We start from the raw sequence: 16,506 nt of genomic DNA, 5'->3' as shown, positions 1-16,506 counted from the left end.
ATTGTCCCTGCCATGGCCGGACGCCTGTTGGCTTTCCGGAACGAACAAGGGTTTGAAATGACGATTTTGCGCTGTTGCCTCTTTTCTCTGATGATCATCTTCGCCGGAACGGTTCCGGTTCTGGCTCAGGAAAGCGGGGGGGCGTCCACAGCGCAGGAACAGGCGCCGTCGACCGATGTCGAGCAGGCGAACCAGGCGCTGATCAAGGTCCTGAACGATCCGAAAAGCCGGGCAGAACTGATCGATCTCTTGAAAAAGAACGCCGGCAGCGGCCAGCCCGCCGAGGGGGACAGGCAGGTTCCCGGGAGCGAAGCGGTAACCCCGGTAGACGAGGCTTCACCGCCTTTGCAGCAGGAAAATTTCGCCTTGCGGATCGGTGAATACACGCGCGCACTGGTGGATGATGCCGGCTATCTGCTGCAACAGGCCATGCGCTCGTTGAACGGTCTGGTTCTTGTCGCGCGGGGTGATATCCCGGTCAAATGGGAGCGGGTGAAGGATATCGCGGGTCAGGTCGTGATCGTCCTGATTGCCGCCTATGCCGGCTTTCTGCTCAGCCAGTTTGTCGCCAAGATGCTTTACCCGCGCATGTCGCTCTACGCGCGCTACGGTGGCGGGCTGACCAGGACCTTCGTTCTCGTTCTGACATCAGTCGTCGATGCGGTTACGGTCGGGATCGGCTGGGCCGTGGGGAACGCGGCCGCGCTGGCGAGTTTCGGAGGTATAAAAGCGGGCGTCACGTTGCAGGAAAGCCTGGCGCTGAATGCGTTTTTCATCCTCGGAATGGCCAACGTCTCGCTGCGCTTCATCTTTGCGCCCGGGCGGCCGGAGCTGCGGCTTCTGCCGTTCACCGATCAGAGTTCGCTCTATTGGTACAGGCGTTTGCGGCTGTTCATGTACTGGATGATCTTCGGTGTGTTTCTGGCGGTGCCGATCGCCAATGTTGCCGTCTCCTTCGTTCTTGGTAACGCCCTGCGGTTCATTGTCGTGCTGCTTGGTATGGTCTATCTGCTGATTCTGGTGCACACGAACAGACAGCGTGTGAACGCTGGCGCCAAGGATTACGCCGAACACCTGCAGAGCGCTCTTGCCAAGCGCGCGCTCATTCTGGTCGGTCAGCTCTGGCATCTTGCTGCCTTCGGTTACATTGCGGCGGTGTTCATCATCTGGGTCACCCGGCCGTTTGACGCCACGACCATCATCCTGAGAGCGACGGGGCTGTCGATCCTGACCATCATGGCCGGTATGGCCATTTCGCTGGTTGTCACCAAAGCGATCAAGGGCGGGATCCGCCTGCCGGATGACCTGAACCGGACCCTTCCGGCGCTTCAGGGCCGGCTGAATGCGTTTGTGCCGCGCCTCTTGAAGTTCATCCGGTTCGCCGTGTTCCTGGCAACCGTGCTGTTGCTTCTGGAGATCTGGGGGCTGTTGACGATAGCAGAGTGGCTGGCAAGCGAAGCCGGGGTGCAGCTTCTCAGCAGCTATGGATCCGCCTTCCTGGTCCTGCTCGTCGCCTTCCTCATCTGGCTGGCCGTCATGTCCTGGGTGGATCTCAGGCTGCAATCGCGCTCCGGCTACATCGTGACCGCCCGCGAGCGCACGCTGTTTCAGTTGTTCCGGAACGCGTCGACGGTCGTCATCGTGGTGATGGCGCTGCTGTTGTCCCTGTCGGAAGTCGGCATTGACATCGGCCCGCTGATCGCCGGTGCCGGTGTCGTCGGTCTGGCGATTTCCTTCGGTGCGCAGACCTTGGTCAAGGACATCATCACCGGTGCCTTCATCCAGATCGAGAATGCCATCAACGAAGGCGACGTCGTCACCGTCGCCGGGGTGACGGGAACAGTCGAGGGGATCACCGTTCGGTCCGTGCGCATGCGCGACCTTGATGGAACGACCCATATCATTCCGTTTTCTTCCGTCGACATGGTGTCCAACTTCATGCGCGGCTTCTCCTATCATGTCGCGCTGATCGGGGTTTCCTACGACACGAATATATCCGACGCCAAGGACGCCATGCTGGAAGCGTTCCGCAGGCTGCAGGAAACGGATTTCGGACCCAAGATCATTGGCGATTTCGAGATGCACGGCGTCACCAACTTCGGTGCCAGCTCCATCGATATCCGTGGCCGTATCAAGACGATCCCGGGCGAGCAGTGGGGCGTTGGCCGCGCATATAACGAATTCGTCAAACAGGTCTTCGACGAGCGGGATATCGAAATCCCGTTCCCGCAGGTTACCTATCATTCGGCGACGCCGCCTTTCGTCGAGGACGACAGCAAACCGAAACAGCGCAAGAAGGTTGACGTCTCCGCAGACCAGCTTGAGGACGATGCGCCGGCTGAAGACTGAAAATAAAAGTCAGATCAATGCCTTGCGCATATCAGGTTGATTGTTTGACCCCGGCAGAGACGCGAGCCTCTTGCCGGGGTCTTTCGTCTTTATCTGCGAAATTGTTGATTGAATTTCGAGATGTTTCGTTTTATTTTCATTTCTAATCCTGAGACGCAAAAACACAGGCCGGGGACAGTTATGGCTGCGGATTACGATCTTTTGATCATCGGTGGGGGCATCAACGGAACGGGGATCGCCCGCGACGCGGTCGGTCGGGGGGCTTCGGTTCTTCTGGTCGAGATGGGTGACCTTGCCGGCGCCACGTCATCGGCCTCCACCAAGCTCATCCACGGTGGCCTGCGCTATCTGGAGTATTACGAGTTTGGCCTGGTGCGCAAAGCACTGAAGGAGCGTGAAGTTCTGTGGCGGGCCGCGCCCCACATCGCCTGGCCGCTGCGGTTCATCCTGCCGCACCACAAGGACTTGCGCCCGGCATGGCTCCTGCGGCTCGGTCTGTTCATGTATGACCATCTGGGCGGCCGCGAGCTGCTGCCGGCCACCAAGACCGTTCGTCTGGACCAGGCACCGTTCTCACAGGGGCTGAAGAAGCTTTTCAAGAAGGGGTTCGAGTATTCGGACTGCTGGGTGGACGATGCCCGCCTTGTCGTTCTCAATGCACGCGACGCGGCCGATCGCGGGGCGGATATCCTGACCCGGACCAAATGCACCAGCGCGCGGCGGGACGGAGATCACTGGCAGGTCGTTCTGAAGGATCTGGCGAGCGGCGAGGAAAAGACCGTGACCGCCAATGTGCTGGTCAACGCGGCGGGACCCTGGGTTGCCGACATGTTGAATGGTGTGGCGGGCGCGAACAACAGTTCCAGTGTCCGCCTGGTGAAGGGCAGTCACATCATCGTCAAGCGTCAGCTCGAGCATGACCGCTGCTTTATCTTCCAGAACGGCGATGGCCGGATCGTGTTCGCCATCCCTTATGAAAACGACTTTACGCTGATCGGCACGACCGATGTCGATTTCCAGGACGACCTGAGCAAGGTCGAGATCTCGAAGGACGAGATCGCCTATCTGTGCAAGGCTGCGAGCGAGTACCTGGAAAATCCGATCACACCCGAAGACGTGGTTCACACCTATTCCGGCGTTCGCCCGCTTTACGACGATGGCGCGAAGGATGCCAAGGCGGCGACGCGCGACTATGTGCTGGAACTCGACGTCGGCGACAAGAAGCCCGCGATCCTGTCCGTCTTCGGTGGCAAGATCACGACCTACCGCAAGCTGGCCGAGCATGTCCTGGACAAGCTGGAGCCTTATCTGCCGCTGAAGCGCGGGGTGTGGACCGCCTATGCACCGCTGCCGGGCGGGGATTTCAAGGTGAGCGAATTCGACGCGCAGGTTTCCCGGCTCGAGGCTGATTTTCCGTTCCTGGACAAGGTGTTCGCCACCCGTCTGATCCGGCATTACGGCACGGATGCGCGCTACATCCTGGGAGAGGCGAAGACGCTCGAAGATCTCGGCCGCTGCTTTGGCTACAATCTCCATGAAGCGGAAGTGAAGTGGCTGGTCCGCCGCGAATGGGCGCGCACCGCGCAGGACATTCTGTGGCGGCGGACGAAGCTGGGGTTGCGGCTCAGCCGGGAGGAAGCTGCCGAGCTGGACACCTATCTGTCGGCCTATCTTGCAGAGCAGGCGGGCGCTGCGGCATAGTTTCGTCAAACGGAACCAGACGACCTGCCGGCCTTGCCGGCAGTTTTCATGACAAGAAGAAAACGGGAGGTGCGCCATGGCCGGATGTGTTTTGGCAATAGACCAGGGCACGACGTCGAGCCGGGCAATTGTCTTCGGCGACGATTTCCATCCAATCAGTGTGGGGCAGCAGGAATTTCCGCAACATTTCCCGAAGTCGGGATGGGTGGAGCATTCACCTGCCGACATCTGGGCGAGCACGTTGCGCGTGTGCCGTGAGGCACTGGAAAAGGCTCCCTCCGGCGGGGCGGATGTTGCCGCGATCGGGATTACCAACCAGCGTGAAACCACGCTTGTCTGGGATCGGTCGACAGGCGAGCCCGTCTACAACGCCATTGTCTGGCAGGACCGGCGCACGGCGGAGTTCTGCGCAAAATTGCGCGCCGAAGGCCGGGAAGGCACCTTTGCGGCCAAGACGGGTCTGCTGCTCGATCCGTATTTTTCCGGAACCAAGATTGCCTGGATCCTCGACAATGTCGAGGGTGCGCGTGAGCGCGCAGAGCGCGGAGAGCTCGCGTTCGGAACCGTCGACACCTGGCTGATCTGGCAGCTCACGGGCGGCAAGGTGCATGCAACGGATGCCACCAACGCCTCCCGGACGCTGATCTACAATATTCATGACAACAAGTGGGACGAGGAACTCTGCGAGCTCCTCAACATTCCGCAAAGCCTGCTGCCCGAGGTCAAGGACAGCGCCGATGAATTCGGCGTTTCAGACACCGAGCTGTTCGGCCGGGCGATCCCGATCCTCGGTGTTGCCGGCGACCAGCAGGCGGCGACGGTCGGGCAGGCCTGTTTTGAACCCGGCATGGTCAAGTCCACCTATGGCACCGGCTGTTTTGCGTTGATGAACACCGGTTCCAAGCCGGTCCGGTCCAACAACCGCATGCTGACGACCATCGCCTACAGGCTGAACGGCGAGACCACCTATGCGCTCGAAGGATCCATCTTCGTTGCCGGAGCCGCCGTCCAGTGGCTGCGGGACGGTCTGGGTCTCATCGAAAACGCCGGTGACACCCAGGCGCTAGCCGAGCAGGCGGACCCCAACCAGGACGTCTATCTTGTGCCAGCCTTCGTCGGGCTGGGGGCGCCTTACTGGGATGCGGATGCCCGCGGTGCGCTGTTCGGCCTGACGCGCAACACGGGACCGAAGGAAATTGCCCGTGCCGTGCTGCAAAGCGTCGGCTTCCAGACGAGCGATCTTGTTGAAGCCATGCGGGCCGACTGGCCGGAAGCCGAGCAGCCGGTTCTGCGTGTCGATGGCGGCATGACGGCGTCCGACTGGACGATGCAATTCCTGGCCGACATTCTCGGCGCGCCTGTCGACCGGCCGACCGTGCCCGAAACGACTGCGCTCGGTGCGGCGTGGCTCGCCGGTTCAAAGGCTGGTATCTGGCCCGGCGCCGAGGCTTTCTCAGCGGAATGGAAGCTGGAAAAGCGTTTTGAGCCGCGTTTACAGGAAAGTGAGCGGACAAGATTGCTTGCCGGTTGGCAGGATGCCGTTAAACGCACGCGCTCCACGCAGGACTGACAATCACATGGGCTCCCGGTTTTGCGGGAGCCCATAATTTTCAGTCGGTTAGCCGATATATGAAAAAGCTGCCTCAGCGGTATTTGTTTTTCCTGTGGCTGCCTTGGCGTGTTAAATATTTACGGCAGCAACTCTTACCTAGCAAAAAAATTTCAATATCGTCGTCAAATTAGAAATATGTTGGCAGTTGATTTTCTGACAAAAAAACGCCTTAGTTTGCGCTGGCTTGGGCTTAACTCCTTTGCGCGATTCAACGATGCAAGGCCCTTGCTCTTCATCAAGGGGAGAACAGTTTGATGAATTTCCAAAAAACCTTGAAGGCATCCCTTCTTGGCGTAAGCCTTGCTGTGATTGCAGCAACCGGCGCTTCTGCAAAAAACCTGGTTTACTGCTCTGAAGGTTCGCCTGAAGGCTTCGATGCTGCACTCTACACAGCTGGTACGACGTTCGACGCTTCCTCCAAGCCGATCTACAACCGGCTTGTCGAGTTCAAGCGCGGCACGACGGAAGTGCTGCCGGGCCTGGCTGAAAGCTGGGAAGTTTCCGAAGACGGCCTGGAATACACCTTCAAGCTGCGTCAGGGTGTGAAGTTCCACACCACCAGCTTCTTCACGCCGACCCGTGAATTCAATGCCGACGACGTGCTCTTCACCTTCGAGCGTCAGCTCAAGAAGGATCATCCGTGGCACGAATACACCGCCGGCACCGCCTGGGAATATTTCGAAGGCATGTCCATGCCGGACCTGATCAAGGAAATCGTCAAGGTTGACGATTACACGGTCAAGTTCGTGCTGAACCGTCCGGAAGCTCCGATGATCGCCAACCTGGCGATGGACTTCGCTTCCATCGTGTCTGCCGAATATGCAGCCCAGCTCGAAGCTGCAGGCACCAAGGACCAGCTCAACCAGCAGCCGGTCGGCACCGGTCCGTTCACTTTCGTGGGTTACCAGAAAGACGCCGTGATCCGCTATGCCGCCAACGCGGACTATTGGGGTGGCAAGCAGCCGGTCGACAACCTGATATTCGCGATCACTCCGGATGCAGCCGTGCGCCTTCAGAAGCTGAAGGCTGGCGAATGTCACATCATGCCGTACCCGGCACCGGCCGACATCGCAGACATCCAGTCTGACGACACTCTAACCCTGATGGAACAGCAGGGCCTGAACGTCGGTTACCTTGCTTACAACACCAAGCAGGCACCGTTCGACAAGCCGGAAGTCCGCAAGGCGCTGAACCACGCGATCAACAAGCAGGCGATCCTCGACGCAGTTTTCCAGGGCTCCGGCCAGGCTGCGAAGAACCCGATCCCGCCGACCATGTGGTCCTACAACGACGCTGTTGAAGACGACGACTACAACCCGGAACTGGCAAAGGAAATGCTGGAAGCCGCTGGCGTGAAAGATCTTTCCATGAAGATCTGGGCAATGCCGGTGCAGCGCCCGTATAACCCGAACGCCCGCCGTATGGCTGAAGTCATTCAGGCCGATTACGCCAACATCGGTGTGAACGTCGAAATCGTTTCCTACGAGTGGGGTGAATACCTGTCCCGTTCCAAGGACGAAAACCGTGACGGTGCCGTGCTTCTCGGCTGGACCGGTGACAACGGCGATCCGGACAACTTCCTGGCCGTTCTGCTCGGCTGTGACGGTGTCGGCGGCTCCAACCGCGCCCAGTGGTGCAACGAAGAGTTCGACGCGCTGATCATGAAGGCAAAGACCGTGACCAGCAAGGAAGAGCGCACCAAGCTCTACGAAGAAGCGCAGGTCGTGTTCAAGGAGCAGGCTCCGTGGGCAACCATCGCTCACTCCGTCGTCTTCATGCCGATGTCCTCCAAGGTCACCGGTTACATCATGGACCCGCTCGGCGGTCACTGGTTTGACGGCGTGGACATTGCGGAGTAAATCCGCCTAACTCGAAGGAGGCGCTGGCAGCAATGCCGGCGCCTTCGGACATTCTGGCCGGCGGATGCCTTCCTGACATCAGGTCGTGTCCGCTGGCTCTTTGTATCTGGATCCTGACATGCTTCGCTTTCTTCTAGGTCGACTCGGCCTGTTGATACCGACATTCTTTGGCGTCACCCTCGTCGCCTTCTCGTTTATCCGCATGCTGCCGGGCGATCCCGCCGAGCTGCTCGCCGGCGAGCGCGGTATATCTGATGAACGGAGGGCTCAGGTCCTGAGCCAACTTGGCTTCGACAAACCGCTTTGGCATCAGTATCTCGATTACATCGCCGGTATCTTCCAGGGTGATCTGGGCACCTCCTTCGTGTCCAAGAAACCTGTGCTCGATGAATTTCTGACGCTGTTTCCCGCAACCGCCGAACTGGCTCTTTGCGCTATCATCATCGCTGTCTGCCTTGGCATTCCCGCCGGCATCTTCGCGGCCGTGAAGCGCGGATCGATCGCCGATCAGGCCATCATGGGAACAGCTCTGGTCGGCTACTCGATGCCGATCTTCTGGTGGGGCCTGCTGCTGATCATCCTGTTCTCGGGAACCCTCGGCTGGACACCGGTTTCCGGGCGCATCTCGCTGATGTTCTTCTTCCCGCAGGTCACCGGCTTCATGCTGATCGACAGTCTTTTGTCCGGCGAGAAGGGGGCGTTCCTCTCTGCTGTCCGGCATCTGATCCTGCCGTCCATTGTGCTGGCGACGATTCCGATGGCTGTCATCGCCCGCCAGACCCGCTCCGCCATGCTGGAGGTTCTGGGGGAAGACTATGTGCGCACGGCGCGGGCAAAAGGGTTGCCGCCACGTGCGATCGTCGGTCTGCATGCGCTCAGAAACGCCCTGATCCCGGTGGTGACCACCATCGGCCTGCAGGTCGGGGTGCTGCTTGCTGGCGCCATCCTGACGGAGACCATCTTCTCCTGGCCGGGCATCGGCAAATGGCTCGTCGACAGTATCTCCCGCCGCGACTACTTCGTGGTTCAGGGCGGTCTGCTGCTGATCGCCGGGATCATCATGATGGTCAACCTGATCGTGGACGTACTCTACGGGCTGATCAATCCGCGTATTCGCCACAACTGAGCCGGGGACAAGGAAAATGACAAATACCTCGCCGGCTGTGAAAGCCGACCAGACCAAGCTCCAGGCCGAAAGCCGCAACGCCACCAAGGCGCAGTTTCTGGAATTCTGGTACTACTTCTCGCAGAACAAGGGCGCCGTGATCGGCCTCGTGATCTTTTCGCTTCTGGTCCTCATGGCCCTTTTCGCGCCGTTGATCGCGCCGCACAGCCCCGACTTCCAGTACCGCGACAGTTTCCTGGTGCCTCCGTTCTGGGAGGAGGGCGGCAAGGCCGCGTTCCTGCTGGGCACGGATGCTGTCGGCCGTGATATCCTGTCGCGCCTCATCTACGGTGCCCGCTTCTCGCTGTTCATCGGCGTCGTCGTGGTCACCATCGCCCTTGTCGGCGGTGTCGTGATCGGACTTGTCGCAGGCTACATGCGCGGCATGACCGACACGCTGATCATGCGCGTGATGGACATCATCCTGGCGTTCCCCTCGCTCCTGCTGGCTCTGGTGCTCGTCGCCATCCTGGGGCCGGGGCTTATCAACGCCATGATCGCAATCGCCATCGTGCTGCAGCCGCACTTCGTGCGGCTCACCCGCGCGGCTGTGCTGTCCGAACGCACGCGTGACTATGTCGTCGCGGCGAAGGTGGCAGGGTCCGGGCACATGCGGCTGATGTTCAAGACGATCCTGCCGAACTGTCTAGCGCCGCTGATCGTTCAGGCAACGCTGTCCTTCTCCAACGCGATCCTGGATGCGGCCGCCCTCGGCTTCCTGGGCATGGGCGCACAGCCGCCAACCCCGGAATGGGGCACCATGCTGGCCGAAGCGCGCGAGTTCATCCTGCGCGCCTGGTGGGTGGTCACCTTCCCGGGCCTTGCGATCCTGATCACTGTTCTTGCCATCAACCTGGTTGGCGACGGCCTGCGCGATGCGCTCGATCCGAAACTGAAGAGGAGCTAAGCGATGTCTCTTCTTGAAATCAGAAACCTGAAGGTCGAGTTCGACACCGCCAAGGGCCCGTTCAAGGCCCTGGACGGGGTTGATTACACGGTCGACGCGGGCGAGGTTCTGGCCATCGTCGGCGAGTCCGGGTCCGGCAAATCGGTTGCCATGCTGGCAACCATGGGCCTGCTGCCGAACACGGCAACGATCACTGCAGACAAGATGGAATTCGAGGGGCTGGACCTGCGCACCCTGTCGGCCAAGGAACGGCGCCGGGTGATTGGCAAAGACATCTCGATGATCTTCCAGGAGCCGATTGCCAGCCTCAATCCATGTTTCACGATCGGCTTCCAGCTCAGTGAAACGCTGAAGACCCATATGGGGATGAAGGGCCGTCAGGCCCGCGACCGGGTGGTCGAGATCCTGACCTCCGTCGGTATTCCGAACCCGGCCGAACGTCTGTCGGCCTTCCCACACCAGATGTCCGGGGGCCAGTGCCAGCGCGTGATGATCGCCATGGCAATTTCCTGCGCGCCGAAGCTGCTGATTGCCGATGAACCGACGACCGCCCTTGATGTGACGATCCAGAAACAGATCCTCGATCTCCTGGTCCAGCTTCAGCAGGACAGCGGCATGGGGCTGATCATGATCACCCATGACATGGGTGTGGTGGCCGAAACCGCCGACCGGGTCATCGTGCAGTACAAGGGCCGCAAGATGGAGGAGGCCGACGTGCTGTCCCTCTTCGAAAACCCCAAGAGCCCCTACACCAAGGCGCTGCTTTCGGCTTTGCCGGAAAATGCCACCGGCAAGCGTTTGCCGACGGTGAGCGACTTTGCCGAAGCGGGAGGTTTCTGAGATGGCTGACGATGTAATTCTCAAGGTTCGCGATCTCTACCGGACCTATGACATCAAGGGCGGCATGTTCAAGAAGGCGTCGACCCTGACGGCCGTCAAGGGCGTGAACCTGGATGTGGAACGCGGCACCACCCTGGCGGTGGTTGGTGAAAGTGGCTGTGGCAAGTCAACCCTTGCCCGGATGCTCACCATGATCGACGCGCAGACCTCCGGCCTGATCGAGATCGACGGTCTGTCGATCGATATCTCGAAGACCGGTATCTCAAAGGAAATGCGCCAGAAGGTGCAGATCGTGTTCCAGAACCCCTATGGTTCGCTCAATCCGCGCCAGAAGATCGGCCACGTGCTGGAAGAGCCGCTGCTGCTCAACACCGACATGCCGTCGGCAGAGCGCCGCGATCTGGCCCTTCAGATGCTGGAGAAGGTCGGGCTGCAGCCGGAACATTACGGCCGCTACCCGCATATGTTCTCCGGCGGTCAGCGCCAGCGCATCGCGATCGCCCGGGCGATCATGATGAAGCCGAAACTGCTGGTGCTCGACGAGCCGGTCTCCGCGCTGGATCTGTCGGTTCAGGCGCAGATCCTGAACCTGCTTGCCGATCTTCAGGAAGAAATGGGCCTCACCTATGTGTTCATCTCCCACGACCTTTCTGTGGTGCGCTACATCGCCGACAAGGTGATGGTGATGTACTTCGGTGAGGTGGTGGAATACGGCACCCGGGACGAGGTGTTCGAAAATCCGCAGCACGACTACACCAAGACGCTGTTTGCCGCGACGCCCCGGGCGGATGTGGCCAGCATCAGGAAACGCCTGGCAGCAAAAGCGGCCTGAGCCGGACTGCCTTGCAAGGCGCATGGAACAGGACCCTCGCTCCCGATAGAGCGGGGGTCTTTTGCTTTTAGCCCGGAGACCTGCCGAGGCTTGATTTTGCTTCATGCATCGGCCTGCGGTCGGCTTCGGTTCTGCTTCTTCTTCGTTCTGGATTGGTTTTGGGGTTGTAAACTTCGTTATTTCGAGTATTCTCGAAATATGGAAAAAGAAGACGCCCTGAATGCATTGGCCGCGCTTGGTCAGGAAACCCGCCTCGACGTCTTTCGCCTTTTGGTGAAAGCCGGAAAAGAAGGCATGTCCGCCGGTGCCATTTCAGATGTGCTCAATGTGCGTCCGAATACCCTGTCGACCCACCTGGGCGCCTTGTCCCGCTCCGGCCTTGTGCACGCCGAACGGGACGGGCGCTCGATCTGTTATCGCGCGAGCCTTGAGACGATGCAGGGCCTCGTGACCTATCTGTTGCAGGACTGTTGCGGCGGCAATCCGGAGCTCTGCGCGCCGATTGCTTCCCTTGTGGCCGGTGGCGGTTGTGAACCGGGTGGAACCTGCTGACGAACCGTGGCATGCGCGTCTTTGTTTTGCTGAAAATCCGAGTTGAGAAAGAGTTGGAATGACACAGGAAACGTCACCCATGGGGATCTTCGAGCGCTTCTTGTCGCTCTGGGTCGCATTGTGCATTGCTGCCGGGGTAGGTCTCGGTGCGCTCTTTCCCGGGATCTTCGAGGCAATCGCGTCTCTGGAATATGCCAGCGTCAACCTGGTTGTTGCCGTGCTCATCTGGGTGATGATCTACCCCATGATGGTCAACGTCGATTTCGCCTCGCTGAAAGATGTCGGTCGCAAGCCCAAGGGCCTCTGCATCACGATCGTGGTCAACTGGCTGATCAAGCCTTTCACGATGGCGGCGCTCGGTATTCTGTTCTTCGAGCATGTGTTTGCCGGGCTGGTGGATCCGCAGACCGCCAAGGAATATATCGCCGGCATGATCCTGCTCGGGGTCGCACCGTGTACGGCCATGGTCTTCGTATGGAGCCAGTTGGTTCGCGGAGATGCCAACTACACGCTCGTGCAGGTCTCCATCAACGACATCATCATGGTGTTCGCCTTCGCGCCCATTGCGGCGCTGCTGCTTGGCGTGACCGACATTGTGGTGCCGTGGCAGACCCTGCTTCTTTCCGTGATCCTCTATGTGATCATTCCGCTGGTGGCCGGCTATTTCACCCGCAAGGCGCTGGATGGATCGGGCAATGACGCGCGCATCTCCGAATTTACGGCAAAGGTCAAACCCTTTTCCGTGATGGGGCTTCTGGCGACCGTCGTGCTGCTGTTCGGTTTTCAGGCGCAGACCATTCTGGAGAAGCCCCTGGTGATCGTTTTGATCGCGGTCCCTCTGTTGATCCAGAGCTACGGCATCTTCCTGGTGGCTTATGCCTGGGGCTATTTCTGGCGCGTGCCGTTCAACACAGCCGCACCGGCTGCGCTGATCGGAACGTCCAATTTCTTCGAGCTGGCCGTCGCTGTTGCCATCAGCCTGTTCGGCCTGAATTCAGGGGCGGCTCTTGCGACGGTTGTCGGTGTTCTTGTGGAAGTGCCGGTGATGCTGTCGCTGGTTGCCTTTGCAAACAGGACGCGGTCGCATTTTCCGGCGGCGGCCTAACCGGCGCCGCTGACCAGCGTCGTTGCCTGGCGGCGCAGGTATAGCATCAGGTTCTCTGCGTGATCCATTGCCGCGTCTTCATCTCCTGCTGCAATGGCACGCATAACCTCCATATGGCTCCAGGCCGCCGGGATGAGATCTGCCTCGCCGAAATGGCGGTACCAGAACCGGCGGCTTTGCGTCTGCAAGGGAGCAAGAGCCTTCGCGGCGAATGGATTGCAGGCCGCCGCCGCAACGACCTCGTCAAAGGCCTTGTCGAGGCGCAGATAGTCCTCCACATCCGGTTTGGCAGCGGCCTCGCGCATGTCTTCGGCAATCGCTTCAAGGGTTCTTCGCTCATCCTTGCCGGCAAGGCGTGCAGCAAGTCCGGCAACGAGGCGTTCCAGCGCATGGCGCGCCTCCAGGACCTTCAGAAAATCGGACGGGTTCATTTCGGCAACGACGATGCCAAGACGCGGCCGAATGTTGAGAAGGCCTTCCCATGACAGCCGTTGAATGGCCTCTCGTATCGGCGTTCGGCCAAGCCCCAGCCGTTCGGTGAGGGCAATTTCGGTTATCGTGCCGCCTGGTTTCAGCTTCAGGGTGACGATCTCTTCTTCCAGCAGGCGATAAGCCTGCGCGGATCGGCTGGGTTCTGCAGACATGGAAGAGAAGACCTTTGTATGTTTCAGGTGTACTTGTGATATATCACAAAATGAAGCTGTAGACGAGCCTTGCCGGTTCTGGCAGGACGTGGAACCAGAAAACGATGACCGGTCCTTGTCGGCTGCCGCAGGTGTTCGCCGCCTGATCCGGCGGTACGAACAAGCGATGACATACGAGAAAAGACTGACCGAATGAGCAAGGGACATGTCCATGTGATCGGCGCCGGCATTGTCGGCCTGGCAACCGCAGCTGCCCTGGTGCAGCGTGGCTACAGCATCACGGTGCTGGACCGCGAAGGCCCGGCGGCAGGGGCAAGCCAGGGCAATGCGGCCGCTATCGCCTGGACGGATGTTGCCCCGCTGGCATCGCCCGGTCTTTGGAAGCAGGCCTTCAAATGGATGCTGGATCCTCTGGGCCCCTTGTCGGTGCGTCCGGCCTACGCGCTCAAGATCCTGCCGTGGATGTTGCGGTTCATGGCGGCCTCCAATCCCGCAAAAGTGGAGCAAAGCACGAAGGCGCTGGCAGACCTGAACGGCGGTGCACTCCCGGCCTGGGAGGCGCTCTGGCGCGTGACGGGAACCCACAACCAGGTGCGCCGGGACGGCTGCCTGGAACTGTTCGACACGGTACAATCACTTGAAGCCTCGCGCGCGGGTTGGGCCGAGCAGCGCGACTACGGCATCAAGGTGGAGGAACTCGACGCCTCTTCGATCCGCGATCTGGAGCCGGACCTCTCTGACCGTGTCGTCGGCGGCGCGCTGGTGCCGGACTGGGTTCAGATGGATGAACCCAAGGTGCTCTGCCTGTCCGTTGCCGAGTGGCTTTCCTCGCAGGGTGTCAAATTCGAGGTGGGTGAGGTCAGCCGCTTGCAGCCCAATGACACCGGCTGTGATGTGGTTCTGAAAGATGGTCGCAAGATTGAAGCCGAACGGCTGGTGATTGCCTGCGGTGCATGGTCGAAAACCCTTGCCGCGCAAATGGGTGACCGGATTCCGCTCGATACGGAGCGTGGGTACAACATCACCATTCCGGAACCCGGCGTTACCGTGAAGCGCATGATCATGCTGTCCGGCCACGGGTTCGTGCTGTCGCGTTTGTCCAGCGGCTTGCGGGTGGGAGGAGCCGTGGAATTCGGCGGTCTGGATCTGCCACCGAACTGGCGCCGGGTAGATGCCATGCTGGCCAAGGCAAAACTGTTCTTTCCTGGGCTCAAGTCGGAGGGCGGAAAACGCTGGATGGGCTTCCGCCCGTCCATTCCGGACAGCCTGCCGGTGATTTCGCCGTCAACACGGCACGACCGTGTCTTCTATGCCTTCGGCCATGCCCACCACGGTCTGACCCAATCCGCCGTTACCGGCGAGATGATTGCGGATATGATCGAGGGTGCGCGGCCGGGCATTGATCCAGCACCCTTTGCGGCAAGCCGGTTCTGAGCCAAAAGCGGGTTTTGCTTTTTGCGGAACAGTTGCGGCGGCCCGGGGGCCGCCGCTGTCGTCTCTGAGCTTCAGATCCTCAGGGCCTCATGGCCATCTTCACGCTGATATGCTGCGCCATCTCGTGGAAGTATTCTCCGCTCGGCTCAAAACCGCAGGCGGCATAAAAGAGCCGGGCGCTCATGTTTTCCTTGAAGACTTCAACCGTGAGCGGTCCTTTTCGTTTCACCGCATGTTCCACAAGGGCCCTTCCAAGGCCCTGTCCGTGGAAACGCGGGTCGAGAAACAAGCCGCCTATATAGGTGTCCAGCAGTGATATGAAACCAACGGCATTGCCGTCGACTTCCATGACGTGGGTTTCCGCCTGCGGCAGATAAACATCTCGAATGAGGATAGCTGCCGTATCGTGAAACTCGTCGCTCAAAAACGGATGCGCGTATTCGCTGGCCTTGCGCCAGATATGGATAATCCGCTCAGCGTCCTGGCTGACATAGGGTCTGATCATTTGGATAACATTGTCCTGATCCCATCATGGCGACATGACCGGGTAATGTCTGTGATTATGTTCGGCAAACGCTGCCCGGTAGGGCCGGGGGCGATTTGCGGATGGGCACCAAAGGGGTGCCCGGAAGGTCAGGACATAAAATCTCCGAAGTGGACTGTACCTCCCCATACCACAGCCCGCAAATGAAGGAAAAGAGCGGCGCACTGTTGAGGCTGACCTGTTCCGGCTCAGATCGCCTGCATCGGCGATTGGCGTTTTTCCCGGTAGAGCTTGTCCAGCCGCAAGGTCACGATGGCAAACACCACCCAGCTTGTGTGAAACACGAGACCTGCAAGCATTACGGTCCATCCGGGGATCGGGCCGATGGCGGCCCGGTGGAACACATAGGCAAGGCTGCTCAGCGGAACGGGATGAATGGCCAGTTTGCCGTAGTAGGCGACTGCCTGGATCGCCAGAATCCAGGAATAGTTGCTGCGCAGCCGCCGCCCTGCCGCCCTGACGAGAGAGATGTGATAATGCGGCATCTCATAGTCGTCGGCGAGCATGGTTGCCCAGCTCCCCTGCATGGGAACCTTTCGTCCGGCGAGAATTGGCGCAAAAAAATCTGTTTCTATCAGCCGGGCGCGGGCCCGGAACATATTGTAATAGCGATAGCGCCGGGCTTCGAAGATCAGAAAAACCGTCACCAGCAAACCGACCAGCACCATGGGCAGGGGCGAGGCATCCTTGTTGGAAAATGTCGCCGACAGGGCGATGCCAGTGGTGACCACGGCCCAGTTGGTGGTGTTGTCGAGGCGGGTACGCCAATGGGTGCTGCGAAACACCTCGGCGCGGTAAAGGTGAGCAAGCGCGGTGAGCGTGCCGGACTCCATGTCCTGCTTGGGCCAAACCTGTTCCTGATCCTTCTCCGGCATTATCCGTTCCTCGAAGGAGTTCCTAGCGAACAGAGTAATGCAGTTTCCCGGTAATGCCAGAGGGGCAAAATTGACCAGGTGAAACCT

At 59.8% G+C, this 16,506-nt stretch carries 14 protein-coding genes; 11 read left to right on the top strand and 3 right to left on the bottom strand.

The genetic code is table 11. The features are described 5' to 3' along the window. Positions 1-57: 57 nt before the first annotated feature. The 10 genes from V1T76_RS20235 to arsB all read left to right on the top strand — a co-directional run bounded on the left by V1T76_RS20235 (position 58) and on the right by arsB (position 12,922). On the top strand, positions 58-2,349 hold the full coding sequence (locus tag V1T76_RS20235) for a mechanosensitive ion channel domain-containing protein (RefSeq protein ID WP_330562482.1): 2,292 nt from the start codon (positions 58-60) through the stop codon (positions 2,347-2,349). Positions 2,350-2,529: 180 nt separating this feature from the next. Beyond that, positions 2,530-4,050 carry a glycerol-3-phosphate dehydrogenase gene (gene glpD / locus V1T76_RS20230; protein WP_330562481.1) on the top strand — a complete coding sequence of 507 codons (1,521 nt, stop codon included), beginning with the start codon at positions 2,530-2,532 and terminating at the stop codon, positions 4,048-4,050. A gap of 76 nt (positions 4,051-4,126) precedes the next feature. Then, positions 4,127-5,620 carry a glycerol kinase GlpK gene (gene glpK / locus V1T76_RS20225; RefSeq protein WP_330562480.1) on the top strand — a complete coding sequence of 498 codons (1,494 nt, stop codon included), beginning with the start codon at positions 4,127-4,129 and terminating at the stop codon, positions 5,618-5,620. Positions 5,621-5,916: 296 nt separating this feature from the next. Beyond that, entirely contained in the window at positions 5,917-7,521 is a 1,605-nt protein-coding gene (locus V1T76_RS20220) for an ABC transporter substrate-binding protein (protein WP_330562478.1), read from the top strand. A gap of 118 nt (positions 7,522-7,639) precedes the next feature. Beyond that, positions 7,640-8,647: an ABC transporter permease subunit gene (locus tag V1T76_RS20215; protein WP_330562477.1), complete on the top strand. Its 1,008-nt coding sequence runs from the start codon at positions 7,640-7,642 to the stop codon at positions 8,645-8,647. Positions 8,648-8,663: 16 nt separating this feature from the next. Further along, complete coding sequence (locus V1T76_RS20210) at positions 8,664-9,593, top strand: ABC transporter permease subunit (RefSeq protein ID WP_330562476.1); 930 nt, start codon at positions 8,664-8,666, stop codon at positions 9,591-9,593. 3 nt (positions 9,594-9,596) lie between these two features. Then, the gene (locus V1T76_RS20205) at positions 9,597-10,433 is read left to right on the top strand and encodes an ABC transporter ATP-binding protein (RefSeq protein ID WP_330562475.1); all 837 of its coding nucleotides are present in this window, start codon (positions 9,597-9,599) and stop codon (positions 10,431-10,433) included. A 1-nt stretch (position 10,434) separates the two neighbouring features. Next, on the top strand, positions 10,435-11,265 hold the full coding sequence (locus tag V1T76_RS20200) for a dipeptide ABC transporter ATP-binding protein (protein WP_330562474.1): 831 nt from the start codon (positions 10,435-10,437) through the stop codon (positions 11,263-11,265). A 198-nt stretch (positions 11,266-11,463) separates the two neighbouring features. Continuing rightward, entirely contained in the window at positions 11,464-11,817 is a 354-nt protein-coding gene (locus V1T76_RS20195) for an ArsR/SmtB family transcription factor (protein WP_330562473.1), read from the top strand. 58 nt (positions 11,818-11,875) lie between these two features. Then, positions 11,876-12,922 (top strand): ACR3 family arsenite efflux transporter, encoded by a 1,047-nt coding sequence (gene arsB, locus V1T76_RS20190; protein ID WP_330562472.1) that lies wholly within the window; start codon positions 11,876-11,878, stop codon positions 12,920-12,922. Here the strand turns inward: arsB and V1T76_RS20185 are convergent. Next, positions 12,919-13,566 carry a GntR family transcriptional regulator gene (locus V1T76_RS20185; protein ID WP_330562471.1) on the bottom strand — a complete coding sequence of 216 codons (648 nt, stop codon included), beginning with the start codon at positions 13,564-13,566 and terminating at the stop codon, positions 12,919-12,921. The two genes, arsB and V1T76_RS20185, sit on opposite strands and share 4 nt — an antisense overlap. Before the next feature lie 192 nt (positions 13,567-13,758). Between V1T76_RS20185 and V1T76_RS20180 the strand changes: the two genes are divergently transcribed. Further along, positions 13,759-15,000 carry an NAD(P)/FAD-dependent oxidoreductase gene (locus V1T76_RS20180; protein WP_330562470.1) on the top strand — a complete coding sequence of 414 codons (1,242 nt, stop codon included), beginning with the start codon at positions 13,759-13,761 and terminating at the stop codon, positions 14,998-15,000. Between the two features lie 79 nt (positions 15,001-15,079). On the opposite strand, the gene V1T76_RS20175 is transcribed toward V1T76_RS20180, so the two are convergent. Both V1T76_RS20175 and V1T76_RS20170 read right to left on the bottom strand, forming a co-directional pair. Continuing rightward, positions 15,080-15,505 carry a GNAT family N-acetyltransferase gene (locus V1T76_RS20175; RefSeq protein ID WP_330562469.1) on the bottom strand — a complete coding sequence of 142 codons (426 nt, stop codon included), beginning with the start codon at positions 15,503-15,505 and terminating at the stop codon, positions 15,080-15,082. A gap of 227 nt (positions 15,506-15,732) precedes the next feature. Further along, a complete protein-coding gene (locus V1T76_RS20170; RefSeq protein ID WP_330562468.1) occupies positions 15,733-16,419 on the bottom strand; it encodes a DUF2270 domain-containing protein in 687 nt (228 codons plus the stop codon). Between the last annotated feature and the right edge of the window lie 87 nt (positions 16,420-16,506).

It is taken from the genome of Roseibium sp. FZY0029 (genome assembly GCF_036350355.1).
Classification (GTDB): Bacteria; Pseudomonadota; Alphaproteobacteria; order Rhizobiales; family Stappiaceae; genus Roseibium.
The sequence above is the reverse complement of the archived record's forward strand: the minus strand, read 5'-3'. Positions and strand labels throughout refer to the sequence as shown.